The organism is Falsiroseomonas stagni DSM 19981 (assembly GCF_900114315.1).
In the GTDB taxonomy this organism is placed as follows: domain Bacteria; phylum Pseudomonadota; class Alphaproteobacteria; order Acetobacterales; family Acetobacteraceae; genus Falsiroseomonas; species Falsiroseomonas stagni.
Window position 1 is genome coordinate 132925 of sequence record NZ_FOSQ01000005.1, and the last position, 20090, is coordinate 153014.

General features: G+C 72.5%; 19 protein-coding genes. 7 read left to right on the forward strand and 12 right to left on the reverse strand.

Annotation, left to right across the window (positions count from 1 at the left end):
• Window positions 1–25 precede the first annotated feature (25 nt).
• Window positions 26–655 carry an acetyltransferase gene (locus tag BM041_RS14810; protein ID WP_092960653.1) on the forward strand — a complete coding sequence of 210 codons (630 nt, stop codon included), beginning with the start codon at window positions 26–28 and terminating at the stop codon, window positions 653–655.
• 178 nt (window positions 656–833) lie between these two features.
• Here the strand turns inward: BM041_RS14810 and BM041_RS31845 are convergent, their stop codons facing one another.
• Entirely contained in the window at window positions 834–1550 is a 717-nt protein-coding gene (locus BM041_RS31845; RefSeq protein WP_092960654.1) for a tRNA1(Val) (adenine(37)-N6)-methyltransferase, read from the reverse strand.
• Window positions 1547–1765, reverse strand: coding sequence for a putative signal transducing protein (locus BM041_RS14820; protein WP_092960844.1), 219 nt, complete (start codon window positions 1763–1765; stop codon window positions 1547–1549). Before BM041_RS14820 ends, BM041_RS31845 begins: the two co-directional genes overlap by 4 nt.
• A gap of 82 nt (window positions 1766–1847) precedes the next feature.
• Between BM041_RS14820 and BM041_RS14825 the strand changes: the two genes are divergently transcribed.
• Window positions 1848–2882 carry a polyprenyl synthetase family protein gene (locus tag BM041_RS14825; RefSeq protein WP_456303961.1) on the forward strand — a complete coding sequence of 345 codons (1035 nt, stop codon included), beginning with the start codon at window positions 1848–1850 and terminating at the stop codon, window positions 2880–2882.
• 83 nt (window positions 2883–2965) lie between these two features.
• Here BM041_RS14825 and BM041_RS30605 read toward each other — a convergent pair whose 3' ends face one another.
• Complete coding sequence (locus BM041_RS30605; protein WP_092960656.1) at window positions 2966–4417, reverse strand: hypothetical protein; 1452 nt, start codon at window positions 4415–4417, stop codon at window positions 2966–2968.
• Window positions 4418–4618: 201 nt separating this feature from the next.
• On the opposite strand from BM041_RS30605, the gene BM041_RS30610 reads away from it, so the two are divergent.
• Both BM041_RS30610 and BM041_RS14840 read left to right on the forward strand, forming a co-directional pair.
• Window positions 4619–5506 carry a Hint domain-containing protein gene (locus tag BM041_RS30610; RefSeq protein WP_175533946.1) on the forward strand — a complete coding sequence of 296 codons (888 nt, stop codon included), beginning with the start codon at window positions 4619–4621 and terminating at the stop codon, window positions 5504–5506.
• Window positions 5503–7476, forward strand: a complete 1974-nt coding sequence (locus BM041_RS14840) for a tetratricopeptide repeat protein (RefSeq protein WP_139226073.1) — start codon at window positions 5503–5505, stop codon at window positions 7474–7476. Before BM041_RS30610 ends, BM041_RS14840 begins: the two co-directional genes overlap by 4 nt.
• A 36-nt stretch (window positions 7477–7512) precedes the next feature.
• On the opposite strand, the gene BM041_RS14845 is transcribed toward BM041_RS14840, so the two are convergent.
• The 4 genes from BM041_RS14845 to BM041_RS14860 all read right to left on the reverse strand — a co-directional run bounded on the left by BM041_RS14845 (window position 7513) and on the right by BM041_RS14860 (window position 10767).
• Window positions 7513–8382: an ABC transporter permease gene (locus tag BM041_RS14845; RefSeq protein WP_092960659.1), complete on the reverse strand. Its 870-nt coding sequence runs from the start codon at window positions 8380–8382 to the stop codon at window positions 7513–7515.
• Entirely contained in the window at window positions 8372–9181 is an 810-nt protein-coding gene (locus BM041_RS14850) for an ABC transporter ATP-binding protein (RefSeq protein ID WP_092960660.1), read from the reverse strand. The genes BM041_RS14845 and BM041_RS14850 overlap by 11 nt, the downstream gene beginning before the upstream one ends.
• Before the next feature lie 165 nt (window positions 9182–9346).
• Complete coding sequence (gene mepA / locus BM041_RS14855) at window positions 9347–10264, reverse strand: penicillin-insensitive murein endopeptidase (RefSeq protein ID WP_342713799.1); 918 nt, start codon at window positions 10262–10264, stop codon at window positions 9347–9349.
• A complete protein-coding gene (locus BM041_RS14860; protein ID WP_092960662.1) occupies window positions 10195–10767 on the reverse strand; it encodes a polysaccharide biosynthesis/export family protein in 573 nt (190 codons plus the stop codon). The genes mepA and BM041_RS14860 overlap by 70 nt, the downstream gene beginning before the upstream one ends.
• 192 nt (window positions 10768–10959) lie before the next feature.
• Between BM041_RS14860 and BM041_RS14865 the strand changes: the two genes are divergently transcribed.
• Window positions 10960–13227 carry a polysaccharide biosynthesis tyrosine autokinase gene (locus BM041_RS14865; protein ID WP_092960663.1) on the forward strand — a complete coding sequence of 756 codons (2268 nt, stop codon included), beginning with the start codon at window positions 10960–10962 and terminating at the stop codon, window positions 13225–13227.
• 5 nt (window positions 13228–13232) lie between these two features.
• On the forward strand, window positions 13233–14234 hold the full coding sequence (gene galE / locus BM041_RS14870; protein WP_092960664.1) for a UDP-glucose 4-epimerase GalE: 1002 nt from the start codon (window positions 13233–13235) through the stop codon (window positions 14232–14234).
• A 57-nt stretch (window positions 14235–14291) separates the two neighbouring features.
• Here the strand turns inward: galE and BM041_RS14875 are convergent, their stop codons facing one another.
• Together BM041_RS14875 and BM041_RS14880 are read right to left on the reverse strand one after the other, a co-directional pair.
• Entirely contained in the window at window positions 14292–15338 is a 1047-nt protein-coding gene (locus tag BM041_RS14875; protein ID WP_092960665.1) for an acyltransferase family protein, read from the reverse strand.
• Window positions 15335–16699, reverse strand: coding sequence for an O-antigen ligase family protein (locus tag BM041_RS14880; RefSeq protein ID WP_092960666.1), 1365 nt, complete (start codon window positions 16697–16699; stop codon window positions 15335–15337). The genes BM041_RS14875 and BM041_RS14880 overlap by 4 nt, the downstream gene beginning before the upstream one ends.
• 75 nt (window positions 16700–16774) lie before the next feature.
• Between BM041_RS14880 and BM041_RS14885 the strand changes: the two genes are divergently transcribed.
• Entirely contained in the window at window positions 16775–17833 is a 1059-nt protein-coding gene (locus BM041_RS14885; RefSeq protein ID WP_092960667.1) for an acyltransferase family protein, read from the forward strand.
• On the opposite strand, the gene BM041_RS14890 is transcribed toward BM041_RS14885, so the two are convergent.
• The 3 genes from BM041_RS14890 to BM041_RS14900 are packed head-to-tail and all read right to left on the reverse strand — an operon-like array spanning window position 17816 to window position 20056.
• On the reverse strand, window positions 17816–18730 hold the full coding sequence (locus BM041_RS14890) for a cellulase family glycosylhydrolase (RefSeq protein WP_092960668.1): 915 nt from the start codon (window positions 18728–18730) through the stop codon (window positions 17816–17818). The two genes, BM041_RS14885 and BM041_RS14890, sit on opposite strands and share 18 nt — an antisense overlap.
• 2 nt (window positions 18731–18732) lie before the next feature.
• Window positions 18733–19740 (reverse strand): glycosyltransferase family 2 protein, encoded by a 1008-nt coding sequence (locus tag BM041_RS14895; protein WP_092960669.1) that lies wholly within the window; start codon window positions 19738–19740, stop codon window positions 18733–18735.
• A gap of 10 nt (window positions 19741–19750) precedes the next feature.
• Window positions 19751–20056 (reverse strand): hypothetical protein, encoded by a 306-nt coding sequence (locus BM041_RS14900; RefSeq protein WP_092960670.1) that lies wholly within the window; start codon window positions 20054–20056, stop codon window positions 19751–19753.
• Window positions 20057–20090 lie beyond the last annotated feature (34 nt).

Genomic DNA, 20090 nt, shown 5'->3' on the forward strand with positions numbered 1-20090 from the left:
GGCGCGGCGGCAGGAGGCGGCGGGCGTGCGCGCAGGGGAACACCAGGTCATCGTCATCGGCGCCGGCGGCCACGCGCGGCCGGTGGTGGAAGCCCTGCTGCTGCTGGGGCAGCGGATCGCCGGGCTGGTGGACAATGACGCCAGCCGCCCGCCCGTGCTGGGCCAGGCGGTCCTGGGCGGGCTGGACCTGCTGCCCGCGCTGCGGGCCCGGGGCATCGGCGGCGCCGTGATCGCCATCGGCGACAATGCCGCGCGGCTCCGCCTCGGCGACCTGGCGCGCGGCCTGGGCTTCACCCTGCCGACCCTCGTGCACCCTACGGCCCTCGTCTCCGCCCATGCGAGCCTGGGGGAGGGAGCCCAGATCCTCGCCCGCGCGGTGGTCGGGCCGGAGGCGCGAATCGGACGCCTCTGCCTGATCAACACCGGCGCCATCGTCGAACACGAATGCACGGTGGACGAAGGCGGCCACATCGCCCCGGGCGCCATCCTGTGCGGCCAGGTCCGCATCGGCGCCCGCTGCCTGATCGGCGCCGGCAGCACCACCATCGCCGGCCGCCTGATCGGCCCGGACGCTATTGTCGCGGCCGGCGCGGCGGTGACGGCGGATGTGGCGGCGCGGGCGCGCGTGGGGGGGGTGCCGGCGCGGGGGATGTAGCGCGGGTTGCCCCTGGAGAAGGGCCTCCGGCCCCTCTCCAGACCTCACTCCGCCAGGGGTCAGCGGGCCCCTGGACCCCAGGCTTTTCATCGATTGAAGGGGGATCAAAGGGGCCGCTGCCCCTTTGCGGGGTTGGGGTACGGGGAAGGGGCGGAGCCTCTTCCCCTGGCCATCGCCGCTACATCCCCAGCCCGGCCCCCTCCCTCAGCACCGCCTCCGCCGTCCCGTCCCCGTCATGCAGCGCCAGCCCCGGCAGCACGCGTGCCGGGCTGCGGCCGTGGTGGCGGGCGGCGAGGAGGATGCGTTTCGCGGCCTGGCCGGGGCGGGGCCAGAGGGGGAGGAGGGTGTGGCTGCCGCAATGCGCGGTGGTCAGGGCGGCGATGCCATCGGCCAGGCGGGCGGCGGGCAGGATGAGGGTGAGGCTGCCGAGGCGGGCCAGGCGGTGGGCGAGCAGGCTGGTCCAGGCCGTGAGGGGCGTGTCCTCCGCATGGGTCGCGTTGGCGCGGATGGATTCGGGCGGCCGGGTGCCGGCGGGCCAGTAGGGCGGGTTGGCGAAGGCGTGGGCGATGGGCGGGAGCGTGGGGCGCAGCGCGGGGTCGGTGATGTCGGCCTCCAGCACCGTCACCTGGTCCGCCCAGCCATTGAGGGCGGCGTTCTCCCGCGCCAGGGCGGCGAGGCCGGGGTCCCGTTCGATCGCGGTGACGCGCAGGCCGGGGATGCGGGCCAGCAGGCAGAGGAAGACCGCGCCGGTGCCGCAGCCCGCCTCCAGCACCGCCTGGCCGGGTTTCGCGGGGATGCTGGCGGCGAGCAGCACGGCGTCGTGCCCGGCGCGCAGGCCGCGTTCGGGTTGACGGAGGCGGACGCGGCCGTTGAGGAGCGTGTCCTCCGTCGTCATCGCCAGCCCTCCGTTTCCTGCGCCTCCCGCAGGATGCGCCGCGCCTGCGCTTCCTGGTCCTCCGGCACGGCGAGGCGCCGGGGAAAGGCGCCGATGCCGCCTTCGAGCGCGCCGATATGGCCATCGAGCACCACCGGATCGCAGCCGCCGTCGCGCAGCAGGGCGATGAGGAAGGAGAGGCGCACGGGATCGGTGGTGGCAAGCAGGACACGCATCGAACCGCCCTCCGGGCTGCCTCCTTGCCCGGCTGGGGGGCGGTGGCTAAGTTGCGCGGCACCCAATCGAGGTCAAGATCGCGTGGATTTGTCCGTCGCGCCGAGCACCACTGCAGCTTCGGACATCGTCCGCGGAGAGGACGCGCTTGCGGCGCTGACTGCGCTGGTGCGTGACGACCTGGAGGCCTGCAACCGGCTGATCGTGGAGCGGATGCAGAGTCCGGTGGCGCTGATCCCCCAGCTGGCCGCGCATATCGTGGCCGCGGGCGGCAAGCGGCTGCGGCCGCTATTGACCCTCGCGGCGGCGAAGCTGGCGGGATACCGGGACGGGCAGCGGCATGTCGCGCTGGCGGCCTGCGTCGAGTTCATCCACACCGCGACGCTGCTGCATGACGATGTGGTGGATGAAAGCGCGCTGCGCCGCGGCCAGGCGAGTGCCAATGCGCTGTTCGGCAACAAGCCCAGCGTGCTGGTCGGCGATTTCCTCTTCGCCCGCGCCTTCCAGGTGATGGTGGAGGACGGGTCGCTGGAGGTGCTGCGCATCCTGTCCGAGGCCTCGGCGACGATCGCGGAGGGTGAGGTTCTGCAGCTCATCACCCAGAACGACACCGCGACGACCGAGGAGCAGTACCTCGCCGTGATCGAGGGCAAGACGGCGGCGCTGTTCGCGGCGGCGACGGAGGTGGGCGCGATCGTCGCGGCCTGCACGCCGGCGCAGCAGCAGGGGTTGCGCGCCTATGGCCACAACCTCGGTGTCGCGTTCCAGCTGATCGACGATGCGCTGGACTACAGCGCCAGGCAGGAAGCGCTGGGCAAGACGGTCGGCGATGATTTCCGGGAGGGCAAGATCACGCTCCCGGTGCTGCTGGCCTTCCAGCGTGGCGACGAGGCCGAGCGCGTCTTCTGGCGGCGCACGCTGGAGGAGCGCGAGCAGGCCGATGAGGATCTGGGCCGCGCCATCGCGTTGATGGAGAAGCACGCAGCCTTCGCCGATACGGTGGGGCGGGCGCGTGACTACGGGAATGCGGCGCTGGAAGCGCTGGCGGTGTTCCCGGATGGGGTGGAGCGACGGGCGCTCGCCGGCATCGTCGAGTTCTGCATCTCTCGGGCGCGGTAGCGCTCCGAAAGGGCGCGGTAGCGCTCCGAAAGGGCGCGGTAGCGCTCCGAAAGGGCGCGAAGCGCGCTTGGCGCCGCGGCGGCCTAGCGGCAGGCGGAGAGCGTCCAGAAGCCGGGGCGGAGCGATTCGCGGCTGGTCGAGGGCGTTCCGGGGATCTGACCATACCACAGCGCCTGGCCGATGGCGGGCAGGAAGAGGTGGCGGGGCGCCGGCGTGCCGCTGCGGGGCGGGGTTTCCTGGATCGACAGGTCCGCCCGCACGCCATGGAAGGTCATCAGCGGCAGCGCATCCTCCTCCGTCTCCAGGTCGCGCGTGCCCTCCGCCGTCGGCGGGGCGACCGGCAGGATGTATTGCGTGCCGTAGCCCTGGGATTGGGTGAAGCGGAACCAATAGTCCCGTGACGAGGCGTCGGAGCGAAGCCGCAGCAGCAGGTCCGATTCGGCGCTGGCGGGCGGGCCGTCCCGCCGCAATTCGGCGGTGAATTCGCCCTCGCCAGTGAAGCGATAGCTGGCGCGTTCGGCGGGGCAGGCGGCGGGGCGCGGTTGCTGGGCGCGGGCGACGGCATCGAGCGTGACGGCGGCGAGGACCAGGGAACGACCCTCGATGCGGAAATCGAGCATGGCGCCGCCGGCGGTCGGGCAGCAATTCCCGTCCTCCTCCCGCCACAGCGGCGTGCGGGCCGAGAGGGTCTCGGCATCGTAGTCCACGCCCTGCATGACGCCGAGGCCGGCGGGCAGGCGAGCGGGGAGGCTGGCCCACCAGCTGTCGGATTCCAGTTCTGACCAGCCTTGCGGTGTCTGGCGGTAGAAGAGGTCGGCATTGCCGTTGCCGGAGCCGCCGGTGCGGCCCTCAGCATGCAGCAGCAGGCCGGCATCGCTTTCCACCAGGCGGGGGGGCTGGAAGGACACGCCCTCGAACGACCAGCCGACCAGGCGCCAGCCGCCGCGGGTTTCCGCCATCAGCACGATGCCGGCGCGCAGCCCGTCGCTGTCGGTGAAGCCGTGCTGGATCTGGAACAGGATGCGGGTGTTGCGGTCCTCGCTGGCAACCAGGCCCGCGGTGGTGACCCGGCAGTTGCGGAGCGCGCTTCCGAGGCAGCTGCGTTCCAGGGCGGCTGGGCGGGCGAAGACGGGGTTGGGCGGGCAGTCTCGCCGGCCATCGGGGCAGCGCTGGATTTCCAGCCGGCGGATGGAGCGGTCCTGGCGGACCAAATCGTCGAACTGCGCGGTGCGTTCGCGATATTCGTCCAGCAATTCGTCGCGGGTGAAGGGGCGGGGGGCGGTGGTGGTGTCGCCGGCTTCAAGCCGGCGCTGGAAGGCCTCCGCCCGGACGGCCAGGGTCGCGGGCCGGCCGGTGGTGGCGGTGGCCGCACGCTCCGCGGCGCGGAGGCGGGCATCGGCGGCGCGGAGCGCGGCATCGCCGCATATGGTGGCCTGGAGCGGCCCGGCGGGCGCGGTGCAGGCGGCGGCGCGGGGCTGGGCGAGCGCCGGTGCGGCGAGGAGGAGCAGGAGCGAGGCGGCGGCCAGGCGGCGCATCGATGGCGATCCCCGAGGGGCGCGGCCCGATTCCGCGCCGGTGGCCGGGAGGATGCACCGGAAGGTTGGTGGCCCGGAAGAGTTGCCGGGCGGCAGCCCGCAGAGGTCGTTGCGATGCCGGTGGGGGTTGAGTATACGGTGGAACTGCTTGCGGCAGGAAGTCGCGTTACGGTTGTGTTTCCTGGTGCTTCGGGGAAGCGAATGGCAACATTTGATATCGCGGGTCTCTATCCCGGCACGTTCAACCAAGCCACGGGCGTCTTCAGGATCACCGAGGCCTTTATCCCCTTCGCCTACTCCTACAGCGATGCCAATGGGAGCGTCGTCGGTGGCGATCAGCTCGTCGGCGATGCGAATGATGGCGTCGGGCCGTTCACGGACACCTATGTCGGCTCCGTCAACGGCCACTGGGTCGTCTATAATGAGACGGACGGCTACGCCCTGGCGACCACCACGGCGAACCCCTATCCCGGGGGCATCACCGCTGTCGTGGACCAGACGACGCCCTTCATCTTCTGCTTCGCCGCGGGGACGGCCATCGCGACGCCGGGCGGCGAGGTGGCGGTGGAGGCGCTGTCACCCGGCGACCTGGTGCTGACCGATGATGGTCGCGCGGTGGCCGTGACCTTCGTGGGCCGGCAGACACTGGCGGCCTTCTTCTTGCCGGAGGAACGCAGCCTTGTGCGCGTCGCGGCCGGTGCGCTCGGCGATGGCTTGCCGAAGCGGGACTTGGTGCTGACCGGCGACCATGCGCTGCTGCTGGAGGGCGTGCTGGTGAATGCCGGCGCGCTGGTGAATGGCACGACCATCGCGCGCGTGGCGCGTGCCGAATTGCCCGACCGCTTCACGGTCTATCATGTGGAGACGGCGGCGCATGACGTCATCCTGGCGGAGGGCGTGCCGGCGGAGACCTTCATGGATGCGAAGGGGCGGGAGCGCTTCGACAACCACGCCGACTACGTGCCGCCGCCGGGCGCCGCGCGGAAGATCGAGCACGCAGCGCCGCGCGTGACGGCGCCGCGGCAGGTGCCGGCACGGGTCCTGGCGAGGATCGCCGCCAGCCCGGATGGGCGCGCCCTGGCGGCGTGACTCGGCCGCAGGACGCCGGGCCGGAGGTGCCGGCAGCGGGCGATACACTGACGCCGAAGCAACTCCCGGCCCTCGTCGCGGGGTGCGAGCCGGCTGAGGCCTTGTCCCGGCTGCGGGCGGCCCTCGCTGCCCGGCCCGATGACGTCGCCCTGCGGATCGCCGCCGCCCGGCTGCTCCGGCCGGGCGCGCCGGAGGAGGCGCTCGCCCTGCTGCGCGATGGCCCGGCGGCGATGGACCCCTCGGCGATGGACCCCGTGCTGGGGCTCGAGGTCGCGTCGCTGCTGCAGGTGCTGAAGCGTGGGGCGGAGGCTGCCTCGGTGGTTGCGGGCCTTGCCGCGGCGCATCCCACGGAGGGGCGGATCGCGGCGATGCGGGGCAACCTCGCGGCGCAGGCGGGCGACCACGCGCTGGCGGCGGAGGCCTTCGCCACCGCCTGCCGGGCCAGCCCGGACGATCCGGGCCTGGCCGTGCGGCTCGCCCGCAGCCTGCGCGACTCGCGCCGGCCGGCGGAGGCGCTGGCGGCGCTGCGGTCGGTGACGACCCCGCAGGCGGCGGCGGAGCGCGCCTATGCGCTGCTGGCGATGGCCGAGCTGGACGCGGCGGGGCAGGAGATCGAGGACCTCGCCCGGGCGGAGCCGGACTTCGCGCATCTTCCCCGCCTGGTCTCGCTGCGGGCGGAGGCGCTGGGCGACATGCCCGCGGCGGCGGACGCCCTGGCGCGCGCGATGGTCATCGAGCCCGGCAACACGAAGCTGCTGGAGCGACGATGGCGCTGCCTGCGGCTGGCCGGCGATGCGGCGGGGCTGGCGGCGCTGCCGGGCGCGGCCTCACTGGGTGGGGAGCCCGTTGCCGCCGCCCTGGTCGAGACCCTGCTGGAACAGGGCGACTGCGCGGCGGCGGAGGCGCTGCTCGCGACCTGGACCGAGGAGGTGGCGCGGCTGCGCGGGGGCGTGCTGCTGGCGTTGCGGCGCGGGGATGCCGCGCGCGCCGCCGCGCATGCCAGCGCCATCCTGGCGCGTGTGCCGAATGACGGCTGGGCGCTGTGGCGGCAGGCGGAGGGCCTGGCGCTGGCCTTCCGGGCGGAGGCTGCCTGGGCCCGGCTGCGGCGGCTGGAGGCGCTGGGCGCGCTCGGCCGGCGCACCGCGCGGCACAATGCCATCGGGCATCTCGTCAACGACATGCGGCTGCACCCCGCGGCCACCGCCCGGCTGGCGATCGCGGCCACGCTGCCGCGGGCGGAGGCGATGGCCGTGGCGGCGGAGTTGCTGCGGCGGGAGCCGGGGATGACCGCGCCGGCGCTCGCGCTGGTGCGGGCGGGGGTCGCGGCCATGCCCTGCGACGTCGCCGCGCCCGCGATCCCGGCCCGGCTGCACCTGTTCGCGGCGGGGCAGGGGGATGCGCAGGCCACCTTCCTGGCCGGGCGCCTGGCGGCGCTGCATCCCGGCTGGGCGGTGCAGGTCTGGACGACCGAGCGGCTGCTGGCGCGCGCGGATGGCGACCTGCCGCCGGCGCTGGGCAAGGCCCTGCGGCTGGCGCCCGGGCACGCGATGCGGGACGACCTGCTGCGGCTCGGCGTGCTGGTGATGGAAGGTGGCGCCTGGGTGGACCGGTCGCTGCTCTGCGTTGCCTCGCTGGCGCCGCTGCTGCCGCCGGGGGCGGGGATCGTGGCCGGCGTGGATGGGTGGGGTGCGGCCGGGACGATGATGGTGGCCGCCCGTCCGGGGCATGCGGTGCTGAGCGCGGCGCTGGAGGAAGCCTGCCGGGAGGTGATCGGCGGTTCGCGGGAATCCGCCTGGCTCACAACCGGGGGCGGGCTGCTGACCCGACACCTGGCGGCGCATCTGGCGCAAGGCGGGGCGCCGGATCGCGGCTTTGTCCTGCATTACCTGGCGGTGCTGGGCCGCCACTTGCGGCCGACGCGGCGCCTGCCCTGGCAGCGGGGTTTCGCCGACTGGGCGAAGGAGGCGTAGCGGCGCCGGGTGACCGGCGCCGCCACGATCCGGCGTTCAGACGCCGGCGAGCGCCGTCTGCTGGTCCGTCTGGCCGCGCATGGCCCAGCCGGTGGTCCGGTTCTCGATCGCCACCGCCGCGACATACATCGCGACCCCCATGATCGCCGTCACCATCAGGCCGGCGAAGACCAGGGGGACGTCGAAGCGGGACGACGCCAGGATCATCAGGTGGCCGATGCCTTTGTTGGCGGCGACGGTTTCGGCGATGATCGACCCCACGAAGGCCACCGTGATGGCGATCTTCAGGGAGGCGAAGAAGTAGGGCATCGCGCGCGGCAGGCCGACCTTGCGGATGATGTCGGTGGGCTTGGCGCCGAGCGCGCGCAGCACGTCCCGCAGTTCAGGCTCCACCGTCGCGATGCCGGTCGCGACGTTCACGACGATGGGGAAGAAACTGATGAGGAAGGCGGTGATCACGGCGGGCACGGTGCCGATGCCGAACCAGATCACCAGGATCGGCACCACCGCCACCTTGGGGACGGAGTTGAAGCCGATCAGCAGCGGGTAGAGCCCGTGATAGAGCAGGGTCGAGCTGCCGATGGCGATGCCGAGCAGCAAGCCGAAGACGATGGCCAGGCCGAAGCCGATCAGCGTCGTCATCAGGGTCTGCCAGGAATTGTCCAGCAGCGGCTTCCACCACTTGATCATGCTGGCGGCGATGTCGGTGGGCGCGGGCAGCACGAATTGCTGCACCTGGAAGGCCTTCACGGCGACTTCCCAGACCACGAACATGCCGATGATGACCAGCCAGGGCAGCCAGGCCTGGAGGCGGCGGCGGCGGCGCGCGGCCTGTGTCAGGGCTTCGAGGCGGCGCAGCGCCTCGGGCGACATCGACCCGTCGCTGACCTTCGCATTAGTGGCCATTGACGACCTCCTCGCCCTTGCGGGCGGCGCTGATGTGTTCCCGCAGGTCATGCACCAGGGTGACGAATTCGGGCTGGTAGGTGGTGTCGAGGTTGCGCGGGCGGGGCAGGTCCACCTTCCGCTCCGCGATGATTCGGCCGGGGCGGGACGACATGACGAGCACGCGGTCCGCCAGGAAGGCGGCTTCGCGCAGATCGTGCGTCACCAGGATCACGGTCGGGCGGCGCGCCATCCAGACATCCTGCAGGACGGACCAGAGGTCCTCACGCGTGAAGATGTCGAGTGCGGCGAAGGGCTCGTCCAGCATCAGCAGCGCGGGTTCGTGGATCAGCGCGCGGCAGAGGCTGGCGCGCTGCTGCATGCCGCCGGAGAGCTGGTGGGGGAACTTCTTGTCGAAGCCACCGAGACCGACGAGCTTCAGCAGGTCCTGGGCCTTCGCCTCATACATCGCGCGCTGACTGCGGAGCTGGCGGCGATGGGGTTCCACCACCTCCAGCGGCAGCATCACGTTGTCGATGATGTTGCGCCAGGGCAGCAGCGTCGGGTTCTGGAAGGCCATGCCGGCGATGCTGAGGGGGCCGTCCACTTCCTGCCCGGCGACGACGACATTGCCGGCGGTGGCGGGCCAGAGGCCGGTGACGAGGCGCATCAGGGTGGACTTGCCGCAGCCGGAGGGGCCGACGACCGCGATGAACTCGCCTTTCGCAACCTCGAGCGTGGCGTTCTGCAACGCCAGCGTCCCCTCCACGCCGCCGTAGCGCATGGCGACGCCACTGATCTCGACGAACGGTCGCTCCATTGAATCCCCCGGCCGGGCGCCCCCTGGATCGGGCGCGTGCTGCGTCGTGTGTGCGACAGGGGGGGTGGCGCGCGCAAGCCGTCGTGAGCAGGTGATGCCTGCTGCGGCGCAGCGTTACCGTCGCTTAATGCCCATTCGAGGGCAGCATGCCCTTTTTCCGGGCAATCACGGCGCGGTGAGCAGCGGCGCGCAGGCCAGCGGCATTCGGGGCGGTGGCGCTGGCCGGGCGGGTGGCGCCGGGCGCTGCCGCGATTCGGGGGTGAACCACCAATCCAGCGAGGCATCGCAGCCATCACCCGGGGGCGGTGGGGCGATGTCCCGGCATTCCGGGCTGTCGGCGGGGCAGCGCAGCCGGAGGTGCATGTGGCTGTCATGCCCCCGCCAGGGGCGCACGCGGCGCAGCCAGGCCTCCCCCCGATGGTCGGCGCAGAGGCGGCGCTTGATGGCGGGGTTGACCAGCAGACGGTCGAGCCCCGGAGCCTCCGCCGCGATGCGGATGAGCGTGGCGTGCCGTGGCGTCCAGCGGGCGGGATCCACCGCCGATTCGTCGGGCAGGACGAGGGAGGGGATCGACAACTCCTCCCGCTGCGAAGCCGGCACGCGAGGCTTGGGGCGGAGGTCGAGCCAGATATCGGCGTCCAGCCCGGTCTGGTGGCTGGCATGGCCCCAGGGCAGGGGGCCGCCGCGGGGCTGCGACAGATCCCCGATCCAGAGGTCGGGCAGGCCCGCCAGGCGCGCCTGGCCGGCGACATGGGCGACGAGCGCGATGGTGGCGGGATGCCCCCAGTGGCGATTGCGGCTGGTCCGGATGGCCTGCCAGCCCGGGCCCTCCGGCGGCAGGGCGACGGCGCCGGCGATGCAGCCGAGATTGGTGGTGCCGATGGACTGCGCCGGGCCGGCCGTGGGGCGGGGCAGCGCCGCCCACTCGGCGGCACGGGCGACGGGGCCCTCCGCCGCCTGCGCTCCGCCGCCGGCAAGCGCCGCCAGCAGGGATAGGACGCGGAGGGCGGGCCTCAGAAGCGCCTCTCGAACACCGTCACCACATCGCCGGGCTGGAGCAGGGCCTGGCGGCTGGCGCGGAATTCCTGCGCGCGACCTTCCTCCGTCACCCGGGTGAGGGAGACGTAGTCGCGGAGCGCGCGGTAGTTGAAGCCGCCCGCGACGGCGATGGCGGTGAGGGTGGTCATGCCGGGTTGATAGGGAAACTGGCCGCCCCGCTCAACCTGGCCGAGGACGAAGACGGGGCGATAGGTCATCACCTCCACCGCGGCGGAGGGGTCGCGGAACAGGTTCTTGTCGCGCATCGACTGCTCGACCGCGCGCTCGACCTCCGCCGTGGTGCGGCCGGCGGCCTGGATCGAGCCGATGAGCGGCAGGGCGATGGTGCCGGCATCGGTGACGCGGAACTCGCCGGTCAGGCGCGGGTCGTTGAACACCGTCACGCGCAGCTGGTCCTCCGGGCCGAGGCGATAGGAGGACCGGCTGGCATCGGGCAGCGGCGGCAGGTCCAGCCCCGGATTGGCGCAGGCGGCAAGGCCGAGGGCGGGCAGCAGCGGCAGCAGGAGGGCAAGGCGGCGGGAGGTCATGGCGGGCGGTCCCCTTCGATTGCAGTCGGGCGGAGGGACGCGCGGGAAGGCTTCGCGTTTCCTTCCGCAGGCGGGTCATCACGCTGTTGTTTGCGCGCCGCCGGAACCGATGCGGGGCGGGCCGGTTTGTGCAGCGCGGCGCGACCTGCGAGTGGCAGGCAAATCGGGCGCCGCCGGGGGAGTTCCACGCCGATGCTCGACAGACCGGTCACCGACCAACGCATGCCCGCGGATCGCCGCGCCCCGGCGCGCGCGGCGCCGCCGGCCGCGCCGATCGAGCCGGAGGGGCTGAACGTCACCGCGCTGCTGGGCGCGCTGCGGCGGCGGCGGATGGTGCTGGTCGCCTGCATCCTGCTGTTCCCGCTGCTGGCGCTGGTGGCGGCCAAGAACATCACGCCGCGCTACACCGCCGGCGCGACGGCGATGTTCGAGCCGACGGAATACGCGGCGCGGGAACTGCAAAGCATCCTGCGGGATGAGAGCACCACGGATGCGGTGCTGGCGAGCCAGGTGGAGATCGTGCGCTCCCTGTCCGTCGCGCGCCGGATCGTCGCGCGGTTCAACCTGACGGAGCGGCGCGAATTCGCGTGGTGGCTGCAGGACCGGGAGAGGGCGGACAGCATCCCCTTCCGGGCGCGGACCGCCCTGGCGGGCTGGGCGGAGCCGGTGCTGCCGGACCTGGCGGCGCTGATCGCGCCGCGCCCGATCGCGGGCGTGCCGAGCGGGGAGATCGCGGAGATCCAGGCGGCCGAATTCGTGCAGGCACGGCTGGAGGTGCAGGTGGTGCGCAACAGCCGCGTGCTGCAGATCCGCTTCACCTCGGAAGACCCGCTTCTGGCGGCGGCGGCGGCAAACCTGGCGGCGGAACTCTACATCGCCGACCAGCTGGAGGCGAAGTTCACGGCGGTGCGCCGCGCCAATGACTGGCTGGATGGCCGCATCGCGCAGCTGCGCGCGGAGGTGCAGCGCAACGAAAGCCAGATCGCGGAACTGCGCAGCACCTCCGGCTTGACGCGCGGCGTGAATGCGGGCCTCGGCACCGAACAGATCAGCCGGATCACGCAGGATCTGGTGGAGGCGCGCAACCAGCTGGCGACCGCCGAGGCGCGCTTCAATGCGGCCCGCGGCGGCGGCGGGGGCGCGGACATGGCCTCCCTCGGCTCCGCCAACCTCGTCGCCCAGCGCCAGGCGAGGGACGAGGCGCGGCGGGAACTGGACCGGCTGGCAGCGACGCTGGGCAGCGGGCACCCCGATGTGCGCGCGGCGGCGTCCCGCCTGGCGGCGGCGGAACGCGCCGTGGGCGGGGAAACGGGTCGCGTGGTGCAGGCGCTGGATGCGGAAGTCCGCGCAGCGCGCGCCCGCGTCACCAGCCTGGAAGGCAGCCTGGCGCAGCAGGAGGAGCGGATGGCCCGCACCCAGGGCGCCGAGATCCGCCTGAACGCGCTGGAGCGGGAGACGGAAGCCGCGCGGAGCCTGCTGCGCGCGGTGCTGGAACGCAGCCAGTCCACGGTCAGCCAGACGGCGATCGAGAAGCCGGATGCGCGCATCCTGTCCCCCGCCACGGTGCCGGGGATGCCGTCCTTCCCCAAGCCCACGCTGTTCGTCGCGGCGGCGGCGGCGCTGGGCGCGCTGTTCGGGCTGCTGCTGGTGTGGTTCCTGGAACAGGCGGACAGCACGCTGCGCACGGGGGATGACGTGCGCGCGGCGCTCGGCCTGCCCTGCATCGCACTCGTGCCGATGCTGCGGCGCGGGATCCTCGGGCGGAACCGGGTGGAGGATTATGTGGCGCGCAAGCCGCTCAGCCCCTTCTCGGAATCCATGCGGAACCTGCGGGCCGCGCTGTGGCTGGGGTCCGATCCGCCCAAGGTGGTCGTGATCACGGCCGCCAGGCCGGGCGAGGGCAAGACCACCACCTCCATCGCCCTGTCGCGGTCGGCGGCGATGAACGGGGAAAAGGTGCTGCTGGTGGATTGCGACATCCGCCAGCCCTCCATCGGCAAGGCCTTCCGGGCGGAGGCGGCGGCCGGGGTGACAGAGCTTCTGCTGGGCCAGGCGCGGTACGAGGACATCGTGCGGCGCGACCACCTGACGGGGCTGGACTACATCCCGGCGGGGGCGGCGGAGATCCATTCGCTCGGCCTGTTCATGTCGGAAGCCATGGCATCCCTGCTGGAGCGTGTGCGCCGGGACTACGACCTGGTGATCCTGGATGCGCCGCCGGCGCTGGCCATGGCGGATGCGCGCGTCGTGGCCCGTCTTGCCGATGCCACATTGCTCTGCGTGAAATGGCGGGACACGCCGAGGTCCGTGGTGCGGAACTCGCTTGCCCTGCTGGAGGACGCCAAGGCCCGGATCGTCGGCGCGGCGCTGACGCAGGTCGATGCGAAGTCGCACCGCCGCTCCGGCTACGCCGACAGCGAGGTCTACCATCCCCGCTACAGCGGCTACTTCAGGGAGTAGGGTCTTTGGGTCGCTATCTCGTCACCGGCGGGGCCGGGTATGTGGGCAGCCACACGGTCCTGGCGCTGCTGGACCGGGGTGATGAGGTCGTCGTGCTCGACGATTTCTCCAAGGGGCACCGGGAAGCGGTGCCGACATCGGCCCGATTGGTCGATGGGCGGTGCGAGGATCCGAGGGCGCGGGCGGAGGCCTTCGGCGGCGGCCGCTTCGATGCGGTGCTGCATTTCGCCGCGCTCTCCCTGGTGGGCGAAAGCATGCAGGTGCCGCTGCGCTACATGGCGGAGAACCTCTCCGCCCTGGCCGCGGTGGCGGATGCCGCGGTGCGGCACGGGTGCCGCAAGCTGGTGCTGTCCTCCACCGCCGCGCTGTTCGGCTACCCCGAGCGGATTCCGATCGATGAGGAGCAGCGCCTCGGCCCTGTCTCCCCTTATGGCGAGAGCAAGCTGATGTGCGAGCGGGCGCTGGACTGGGCGGAGAAGATCCACGGCCTGCGCTTCGCCTGCCTGCGCTACTTCAACGCCGCCGGCGCGGACCCGGCGGGGCGGGCCGGGGAGGATCACGAGCCGGAAAGCCACCTGATCCCGCTGGCGATCGATGCGGCACTCGGCATGCGGCCGGCGCTGACGGTGTTCGGCACGGATTACGACACGCCGGACGGCACGGGGGTGCGGGACTATGTGCATGTGGCTGACCTCGCGGATGCGCATCTGCGGGTGCTGCCGCTGCTGGATGAACGGTCGGTTCGCTACAACCTCGGCAACGGGACCGGCTATTCCGTTAAGCAGGTGATCGAGGCGGTGGAGCGTGTCGGCGGGCGCCCGGTGCCGCATACGCTGGGGCCGCGGCGGGAAGGCGATCCGGCGACGCTGGTCGCCAGTTCCGCCAGGCTGCGGGCGGAGACGGGCTGGAACCCGCGCTTCCCGGGGCTGGATGAGATCGTGAAGACCGCCTGGGATTGGCGGGTGAAGCACCCGAAGGGCTATGCGGGGGCGCAGCGGGCGGCGTGACCATCGCCGCCCGTCGGGCTGTTGGAGCCGGGGGGCGATCCCCCGGCCTTTTTCATGTCAACTCGTCATCCGGTCCAGCACCGGGATGCGGCGCAGCACAAGGCGCTTGCCGAGGATGGGCAGCAGCACGCCGGCCGCCGTCAGCACGGGGATGTGGATCCAGAAGGCCGATGCCGTCCAGCCGATGCCGGCCAGGATCAGCGCGGCCTTGGCGACACCGATGGCGATGGTGTTGAAGAGGTAGATGACCATGCTGGCCGATCCCAGCACGAGTGGCCATTGCCAGCGCGTGACCGGGCCGACGCGCATCAGCCCATGCAGCGCGGGGATGGAGAGCAGGCCGCAGCCCAGCAGCGAGAGATCGCCGGACAGCGGGCCGAAGACGGTGGCGAGCAGCGCGGCCATGAAGGCCAGCCACCACAGTGCCAGGTAGCGGGTGAAGAGGGGCAGCAGCAGCGCCTCCCGCTCCGCCGCCCAGATTCCGATGGCGAAGAAGACGGCATGGCGCGCCAGGCGGTCGGCATAGAGGATCGAGGGCGGGTCGAGCGCCAGCAGCAGCAGGCCGACCACGACAAGGCCCGGCGCCCCGATGCGGCGCCAGACCGGCGGCGCGGCGATGGAACAGACGAAGAGCACCCAGAGATACCAGACGGAGGTCGCGGGGCTGCGCGCCGTGGTGAACAGCAGGTCCCTGAGGCCGCCCAGCAGGCCGTCCGGCTGGTTGTCCACATGGACGAACTGCTCGGCCGCCAGCTTGCCGAAAAGGATTAGCAGGCCGAACAGGAAGAAGGGCGGCAGCAGCCGCGCCGCGCGCTTCGCGGCCAGGGCCGGCATGCCGGCCAGCGGGGTGCGCTGCGTGCCCAGCAGGCCGAAGACGGTGCCCGACAGATACAGGAAGAAGGGCATGTGGAAGGCGTAGATCGCCGTCCGCAGCAGGTCCCACCATTCCGCGCCGCGCGGTGGCGCGCCGGCGACGATGTGGCCGAAGACGACGATGAGGATCGCCACCCCCTTGGCGCGGTCGAGGTCGAGCCGCCTTTCGCGCGGCGGGCGTGCGGGGGCGGTGGCGACGAAGGCGGGCAGCGTGGCCGCGGCGGTGTTCATGCCACGCGCAGGCGCCGGGCCAGGGCTTCGCGCATCAGGCCGGCGGGAATGCTCTCCCGCTGTTCCAGCCGCGCCCGCGCCAGCGCGGCAGCGAACCAGGTGAATTGCGCGACGGCGGTGCTGGCGATCAGCGTGTTGTCGAAGCCGCTATGCAGCAGCGCGGCGACGAGGGCGGCGCGCAGCACCAGGCGATCCGCCGCCGCCACGCGTCGGGTACCAAGCCAGACCCAGGCGACGATGGCGCTGAAGATCAGCGCGCAGCCGAGGATGCCAGCATCGACGGACAGGCGCAGGTATTCGTTGTGCGCGGCGTTGGACCGGATGAGGCGGATGCGGGGATCCTCAGGATCCACGATCAGCTTGCCGGCGCCAAGGCCGTAGCCGAAGAGGGGACGCTGGTCGATCGCGTCGATGAAATAGGGCCAGATGACGTCGCGGCCGGAGAGGTTGACGTCATCGTCGCCGAAGAAGCGATCGGCCGCGAAGATGGCGACGGGGCCGAGCAGGATCGCGCCGGGCAGCATGCCGCCCATCACCAGATCCACCTTGCGCTTCAGCGGCAGCACGCGGCGATCCGCCAGCAGGAAGACGATGCCGAGGAAGAGCATCACGGCGATCAGCGGCGCGCGCGCCTGCGTCGCCAGCAGCACCGCCAGCGCCGCGCCGGTCAGCAGCAGCCAGCGCGTTCGACCGGTGCGCAGATACTCGAGGGTCGCGGCGAAGACCGCCGTGACCGCGAAGCCCGCCAGGAAGGGCGGCGAATGCATGCCCTGGAAGCGCCAGTTCGCATCGAAGGGGGATTGCAGCCCGGTCGGCCACACCAGGAAGGCGGCGGCGGCGCTGAGCAGCGGGATGAACACGATGCCCTTGCAGAAGCTGGACCACACCCGCCGAGGCGCCGCGGCGAAAGCCAGCACGAAGGGCGCGGTCGAGCCGATGAAGCTGCGCACCATCTCCGCATTGGTGGAAACGTGGCCCATCGGCAGCACGACGATGCTGACCATGGCGACGATGGTGAAGGCCAGGAACGGCCAGTTGATGGCGGAAGAGAATCCGTAGCGCATGCAGAGCATCGCCGCGATGGCGAAGGGCACCAGCTTCACCACCGCGCTGCCCAGCGCCGCCGCACCGCCGGTCGCCATCAGGTCCAGTTGCACATCGACGGCGAGGCCGTAGACGGCGACGAGCAGGCCGACCGCGAGCAGCGGTGCTTCATAGAACAGCAGCGCCACCATCAGCGCCACGGCCGCCGGCATGACGGCCAGGGCCAGTTGCGGTTCGAGGATCGCGAGCGCCAGCAGCGCCGCGGCTGCGAGGAGCGCGAGAAGAAGGGCGAGGAGCGAGGGTGGAACGGTGCGCATGCCGTGGCGTTGTGCACGCGAACGGGGACGTTTCCCAATCAGCTTTCAGTGTAAACCTTCAAGCTGGGATCACGCATGGGAGTGAATGCGAAGGCGGCGGCGCCGCGCCGCCCGGCGCTCACGCGGTTGCGCGTGCTGCTGATCGGCTGGGTGCTCGTCTATCACCTGGAACTGCCGCTGCGCGCGCTGCGTGGCCTCGGCTTCGTGGAGGCTGTCGCGCTGAAGGGATATCTCGGCGTCGATGGCTTCTTCCTGCTGTCGGGCTTCGCGCTGGTGCTGGGCTACGCGCATCGGCCGCCCGCGGGCTTCGCGGGATGGGCGGGCTTCATGCGCGGGCGGATCCTGCGCGTGATGCCGCTGCACCTGGTGCTGCTGTTCGCGCTGCTGGCGCTGGTGCTGGCCGCCTCCGCGGCGGGGCTGTCGGTGAATGCGCCGGAGCGCTTCGGGCTGCGCGAATTCGTGTTGCAGGCCTTGCTGCTGCATGGGTGGGAGACGACGTCCCTGCATGCGTGGAACTACCCGTCCTGGGCGCTGTCCGTGATCCTGGCGGGCTATATGGCCTTTCCGTTGCTGCTGGCGGGCGTGCTGGCCGCGCCGGCGGCGGTGCTGTGGCTGCTGCTGGCCATCGGGGGCGCGGGGCTGCTGGCGCTGGGCGCCATGGACCCGGCTTTGCAGTTGAACCACACGCTGCATCTCGGCCTGCCGCGCTTCTTCCTGGAATTCATGGCCGGCATGGCGCTGGCGCGGCTGGTGCAGGGCGGCGCCATGCCGCGATGGGCGGCAACGCTGGGCGTGGCGCTGGTCCCGGCGGGGCTCTGGATCGGCGTGGATGCCGTGGTGGTGGCGGGTCTCGCCAGCCTGGTGGCACGCGCCGCGCTCCTGCCGGGGCAGGACGAGGGCGGCATCCTCCACAAGCTCGGCGAGGCGTCCTTCGGCGTCTATCTCAGCTGGGTCTTCGTGGAAGCGGTCCTCGTGCTCGTGCTGCGCCTGGTGCAGCCCGGCGCGGGCGGACGGCTGCTGCTGATGGCGGCGGGGCTGGGCGGCACCTTCCTCGCGGGCTGGATCGCCTGGCGGGTGATCGAGGTGCCGGCGGCGCGATGGCTGGCGCGCCGGCCGTCACCGGCTGGCGCGTAGCGCCTCCGCCAGGCGGGGGCGGGGGCGGGGCGCTTCCCCCTCCTGGATGCGCCAATGGCCGCCATGGGTCACGGCCCAGAGCGTGGCGGGCAGGCCGAGGCGGCGCAGCACCGGCAGCGCCACGGACAGGTCGCGCGCCCAGGCGGCCTCATCCTCGGCATGCGGCAGGGCGCCACCGAGTTCGGCAACGATGACGGGGACCGCGTGGCGATCCCGCCAGGCGGCGACGGCGCCGAAGCGTTCCGCCACCCAGGTCGCGGCGCCGCCTTCATAGTCATGGACCTCCGCGATGGTCAGCGGGTCCGCGGGCGGCGGCTGGCGGAGGAGGGAGCGCCAGGAGCACCATTCATGCCCGCCCCAGACAAGGGCGTGGCTGGGCGCGGCGGCGCGCGCGGCGGCCAGCAGCCGGTCCCGCAGCGGGGTCCAGGCAGCGGCATTGTCGAAGGCGGGTTCGTTCAGCGGGCCAAGCGCGACCCGTGCCGGGTCCGTCGCGCCGCCGAACAGCCGCGCGCGCGCCTGCATGACGCGCCAGGCGGCATCGTCCCACCGGTTCCAGGGCTCGTAGAGATCGGAGAGGCCGAGCAGGACCGGCAGGCCGGCGGCATCCGCATCCTCGATGGCCTGGAGGAAGAGGCGGGGCACGTCCTCCCCGGCGCCGGCGTCGCGCGGGATGAAGAGGCGGGCGTGGTCGAAGCCGGCGGCGCGGAGATCCTGCCACCAGGCGCGGCCGAGGCGGCGTGGCCGCTGCGCGGCGGCGACGGGAAACCAGCGTTCGAGATTGGCGCCGAGGCGGAGGCTTGGCAGCAGGTCGCGGAAGGTTGGCGCCTGGGCCCCCGCGGAGCCGGCAGCCAGGACGGCGCCGGTGGCGAGAACGGCGCGGCGGGTCGGGCCGTGCATGCTCAGGCCGCCGCCTGGCCGCTGAGCGTGCCGCGGAGGTAGCCGAGGTTGTAGGCGGCGCCGCACCGCGCGCGCACCAGGGCCGCGGAATCGCGCGGCCAGGCGAGCAGCGGCGCCTGGAGCAGAAGCTTCGCGGCGGCGCCGGGTGCCCGGCGCGGCCAGCCGCGGCGGCGGTCCCGCAGCGCATCCGTGGCGCCCTGCCAGTGCAGCCGTGACACCAGCCATGATGGCCGCAGCCGGGCCGCCTGGATGCTGTGGCGGACGGTGACGCCGCCATCGTAGAAGACGCGGCCGCCCCGGGCCTGGAGGCGCGCCAGCACCTCCTCCTCCTCCCCCGACAGCAGGCGATCGCCGATGCGGCCGAGTTCTTCCGGGAAGCCGCCGACGGCCAGCAGGTCCTGGCTGCGGAAGGCCATGTTGGCGCCATAGATGGCGGCGCACTGGGGCAGCGGGGCGTTGCCCGTGGCTTCCGCGCTGCCGTCCCATTCGACGATGGTGAGCACGCCGCGCAGGGCCTGGGGCCACCAGGCGGGCAGGGGGGCTTCCCAGGCCGGCAGGATGCGGCCGCCGATCGCCACGGCCTGGTCCGGCAAGGCGCGGATGGCCGCGACCAGGCGCAAAGCCCAGTCGGGCTCCGGCACCGCATCATCGTCGAGCCAGGCGGTCCAGGGGGCGGTCGCGGCCTTCAGGCCGAGGTTGCGGGCAAGCGACAGGCCCGGCGTGCCGGTGCGCACCAGCCGCGCCCCGGCACCCGCGGCGAGGCGCGCGATGCCGGATTGCGCGGCGTGGGGGGAGGCACTGTCCACGACGATCAGCTCGATCGCGGGTTCCGCGGGCGGGGCGCCGGGCCCGGCGCCGCCCATCAGGACAGGGGCGTCGCGGAGCAGGCGGACGCCCTGTTGCCGCGCGAGCCCATCCAGGCAGGCCTCAAGATAGGCGGGCCTGGCATGGGTGCAGATGATGACGCTCAGGGCCGGGGGTTCGAAACCCGCAATGTATCCGTCGGCCACCCTGGCTCCTTCATCCGTTGAAGCGGAAGGCTCCTGCCACCTGGTCGCCGCCGGCCGGCGTTTCCGCCGGCTTCTGCTGCGCCGTCATGGCTTCCTTCGCGCGGGCCTCGATCTGCTTGGTCACTTCGACCAGGACGCGCGCGAGGTTCGGGAGTTGCAGGACCGGCACGACAAGAAGGGCGGAAGGAACGGGCTTGGCATCGGCGCCGCCGGCGGCGGCGGCGCCGGTCTGCGCGCCGAGGGTGATGCGGGCGACGCCGCTGGCGACGTGGACATCGATCACGCCGTCGCCGAAGACGGTGGGAAGGGCGGTCATGGGACTTTTCCTCAGGCTGGGGTTGGTCGCGCGA

Coding starts and splice junctions, on each gene's coding strand:
- BM041_RS14875 (WP_092960665.1), bottom strand. CDS start 15,338: ATGAACACCGCCGCGGCCACGCTGCCCGCCTTCGTCGCCACCGCCCCC.
- BM041_RS14860 (WP_092960662.1), bottom strand. CDS start 10,767: ATGACCTCCCGCCGCCTTGCCCTCCTGCTGCCGCTGCTGCCCGCCCTC.
- BM041_RS30605 (WP_092960656.1), bottom strand. CDS start 4,417: ATGCGCCGCCTGGCCGCCGCCTCGCTCCTGCTCCTCCTCGCCGCACCG.
- BM041_RS30610 (WP_175533946.1), top strand. CDS start 4,619: ATGGCAACATTTGATATCGCGGGTCTCTATCCCGGCACGTTCAACCAA.
- BM041_RS14820 (WP_092960844.1), bottom strand. CDS start 1,765: ATGCGTGTCCTGCTTGCCACCACCGATCCCGTGCGCCTCTCCTTCCTC.
- BM041_RS14865 (WP_092960663.1), top strand. CDS start 10,960: ATGCTCGACAGACCGGTCACCGACCAACGCATGCCCGCGGATCGCCGC.
- BM041_RS14900 (WP_092960670.1), bottom strand. CDS start 20,056: ATGACCGCCCTTCCCACCGTCTTCGGCGACGGCGTGATCGATGTCCAC.
- BM041_RS14880 (WP_092960666.1), bottom strand. CDS start 16,699: ATGCGCACCGTTCCACCCTCGCTCCTCGCCCTTCTTCTCGCGCTCCTC.
- BM041_RS14890 (WP_092960668.1), bottom strand. CDS start 18,730: ATGCACGGCCCGACCCGCCGCGCCGTTCTCGCCACCGGCGCCGTCCTG.
- BM041_RS14850 (WP_092960660.1), bottom strand. CDS start 9,181: ATGGAGCGACCGTTCGTCGAGATCAGTGGCGTCGCCATGCGCTACGGC.
- BM041_RS31845 (WP_092960654.1), bottom strand. CDS start 1,550: ATGACGACGGAGGACACGCTCCTCAACGGCCGCGTCCGCCTCCGTCAA.
- BM041_RS14845 (WP_092960659.1), bottom strand. CDS start 8,382: ATGGCCACTAATGCGAAGGTCAGCGACGGGTCGATGTCGCCCGAGGCG.
- BM041_RS14885 (WP_092960667.1), top strand. CDS start 16,775: ATGGGAGTGAATGCGAAGGCGGCGGCGCCGCGCCGCCCGGCGCTCACG.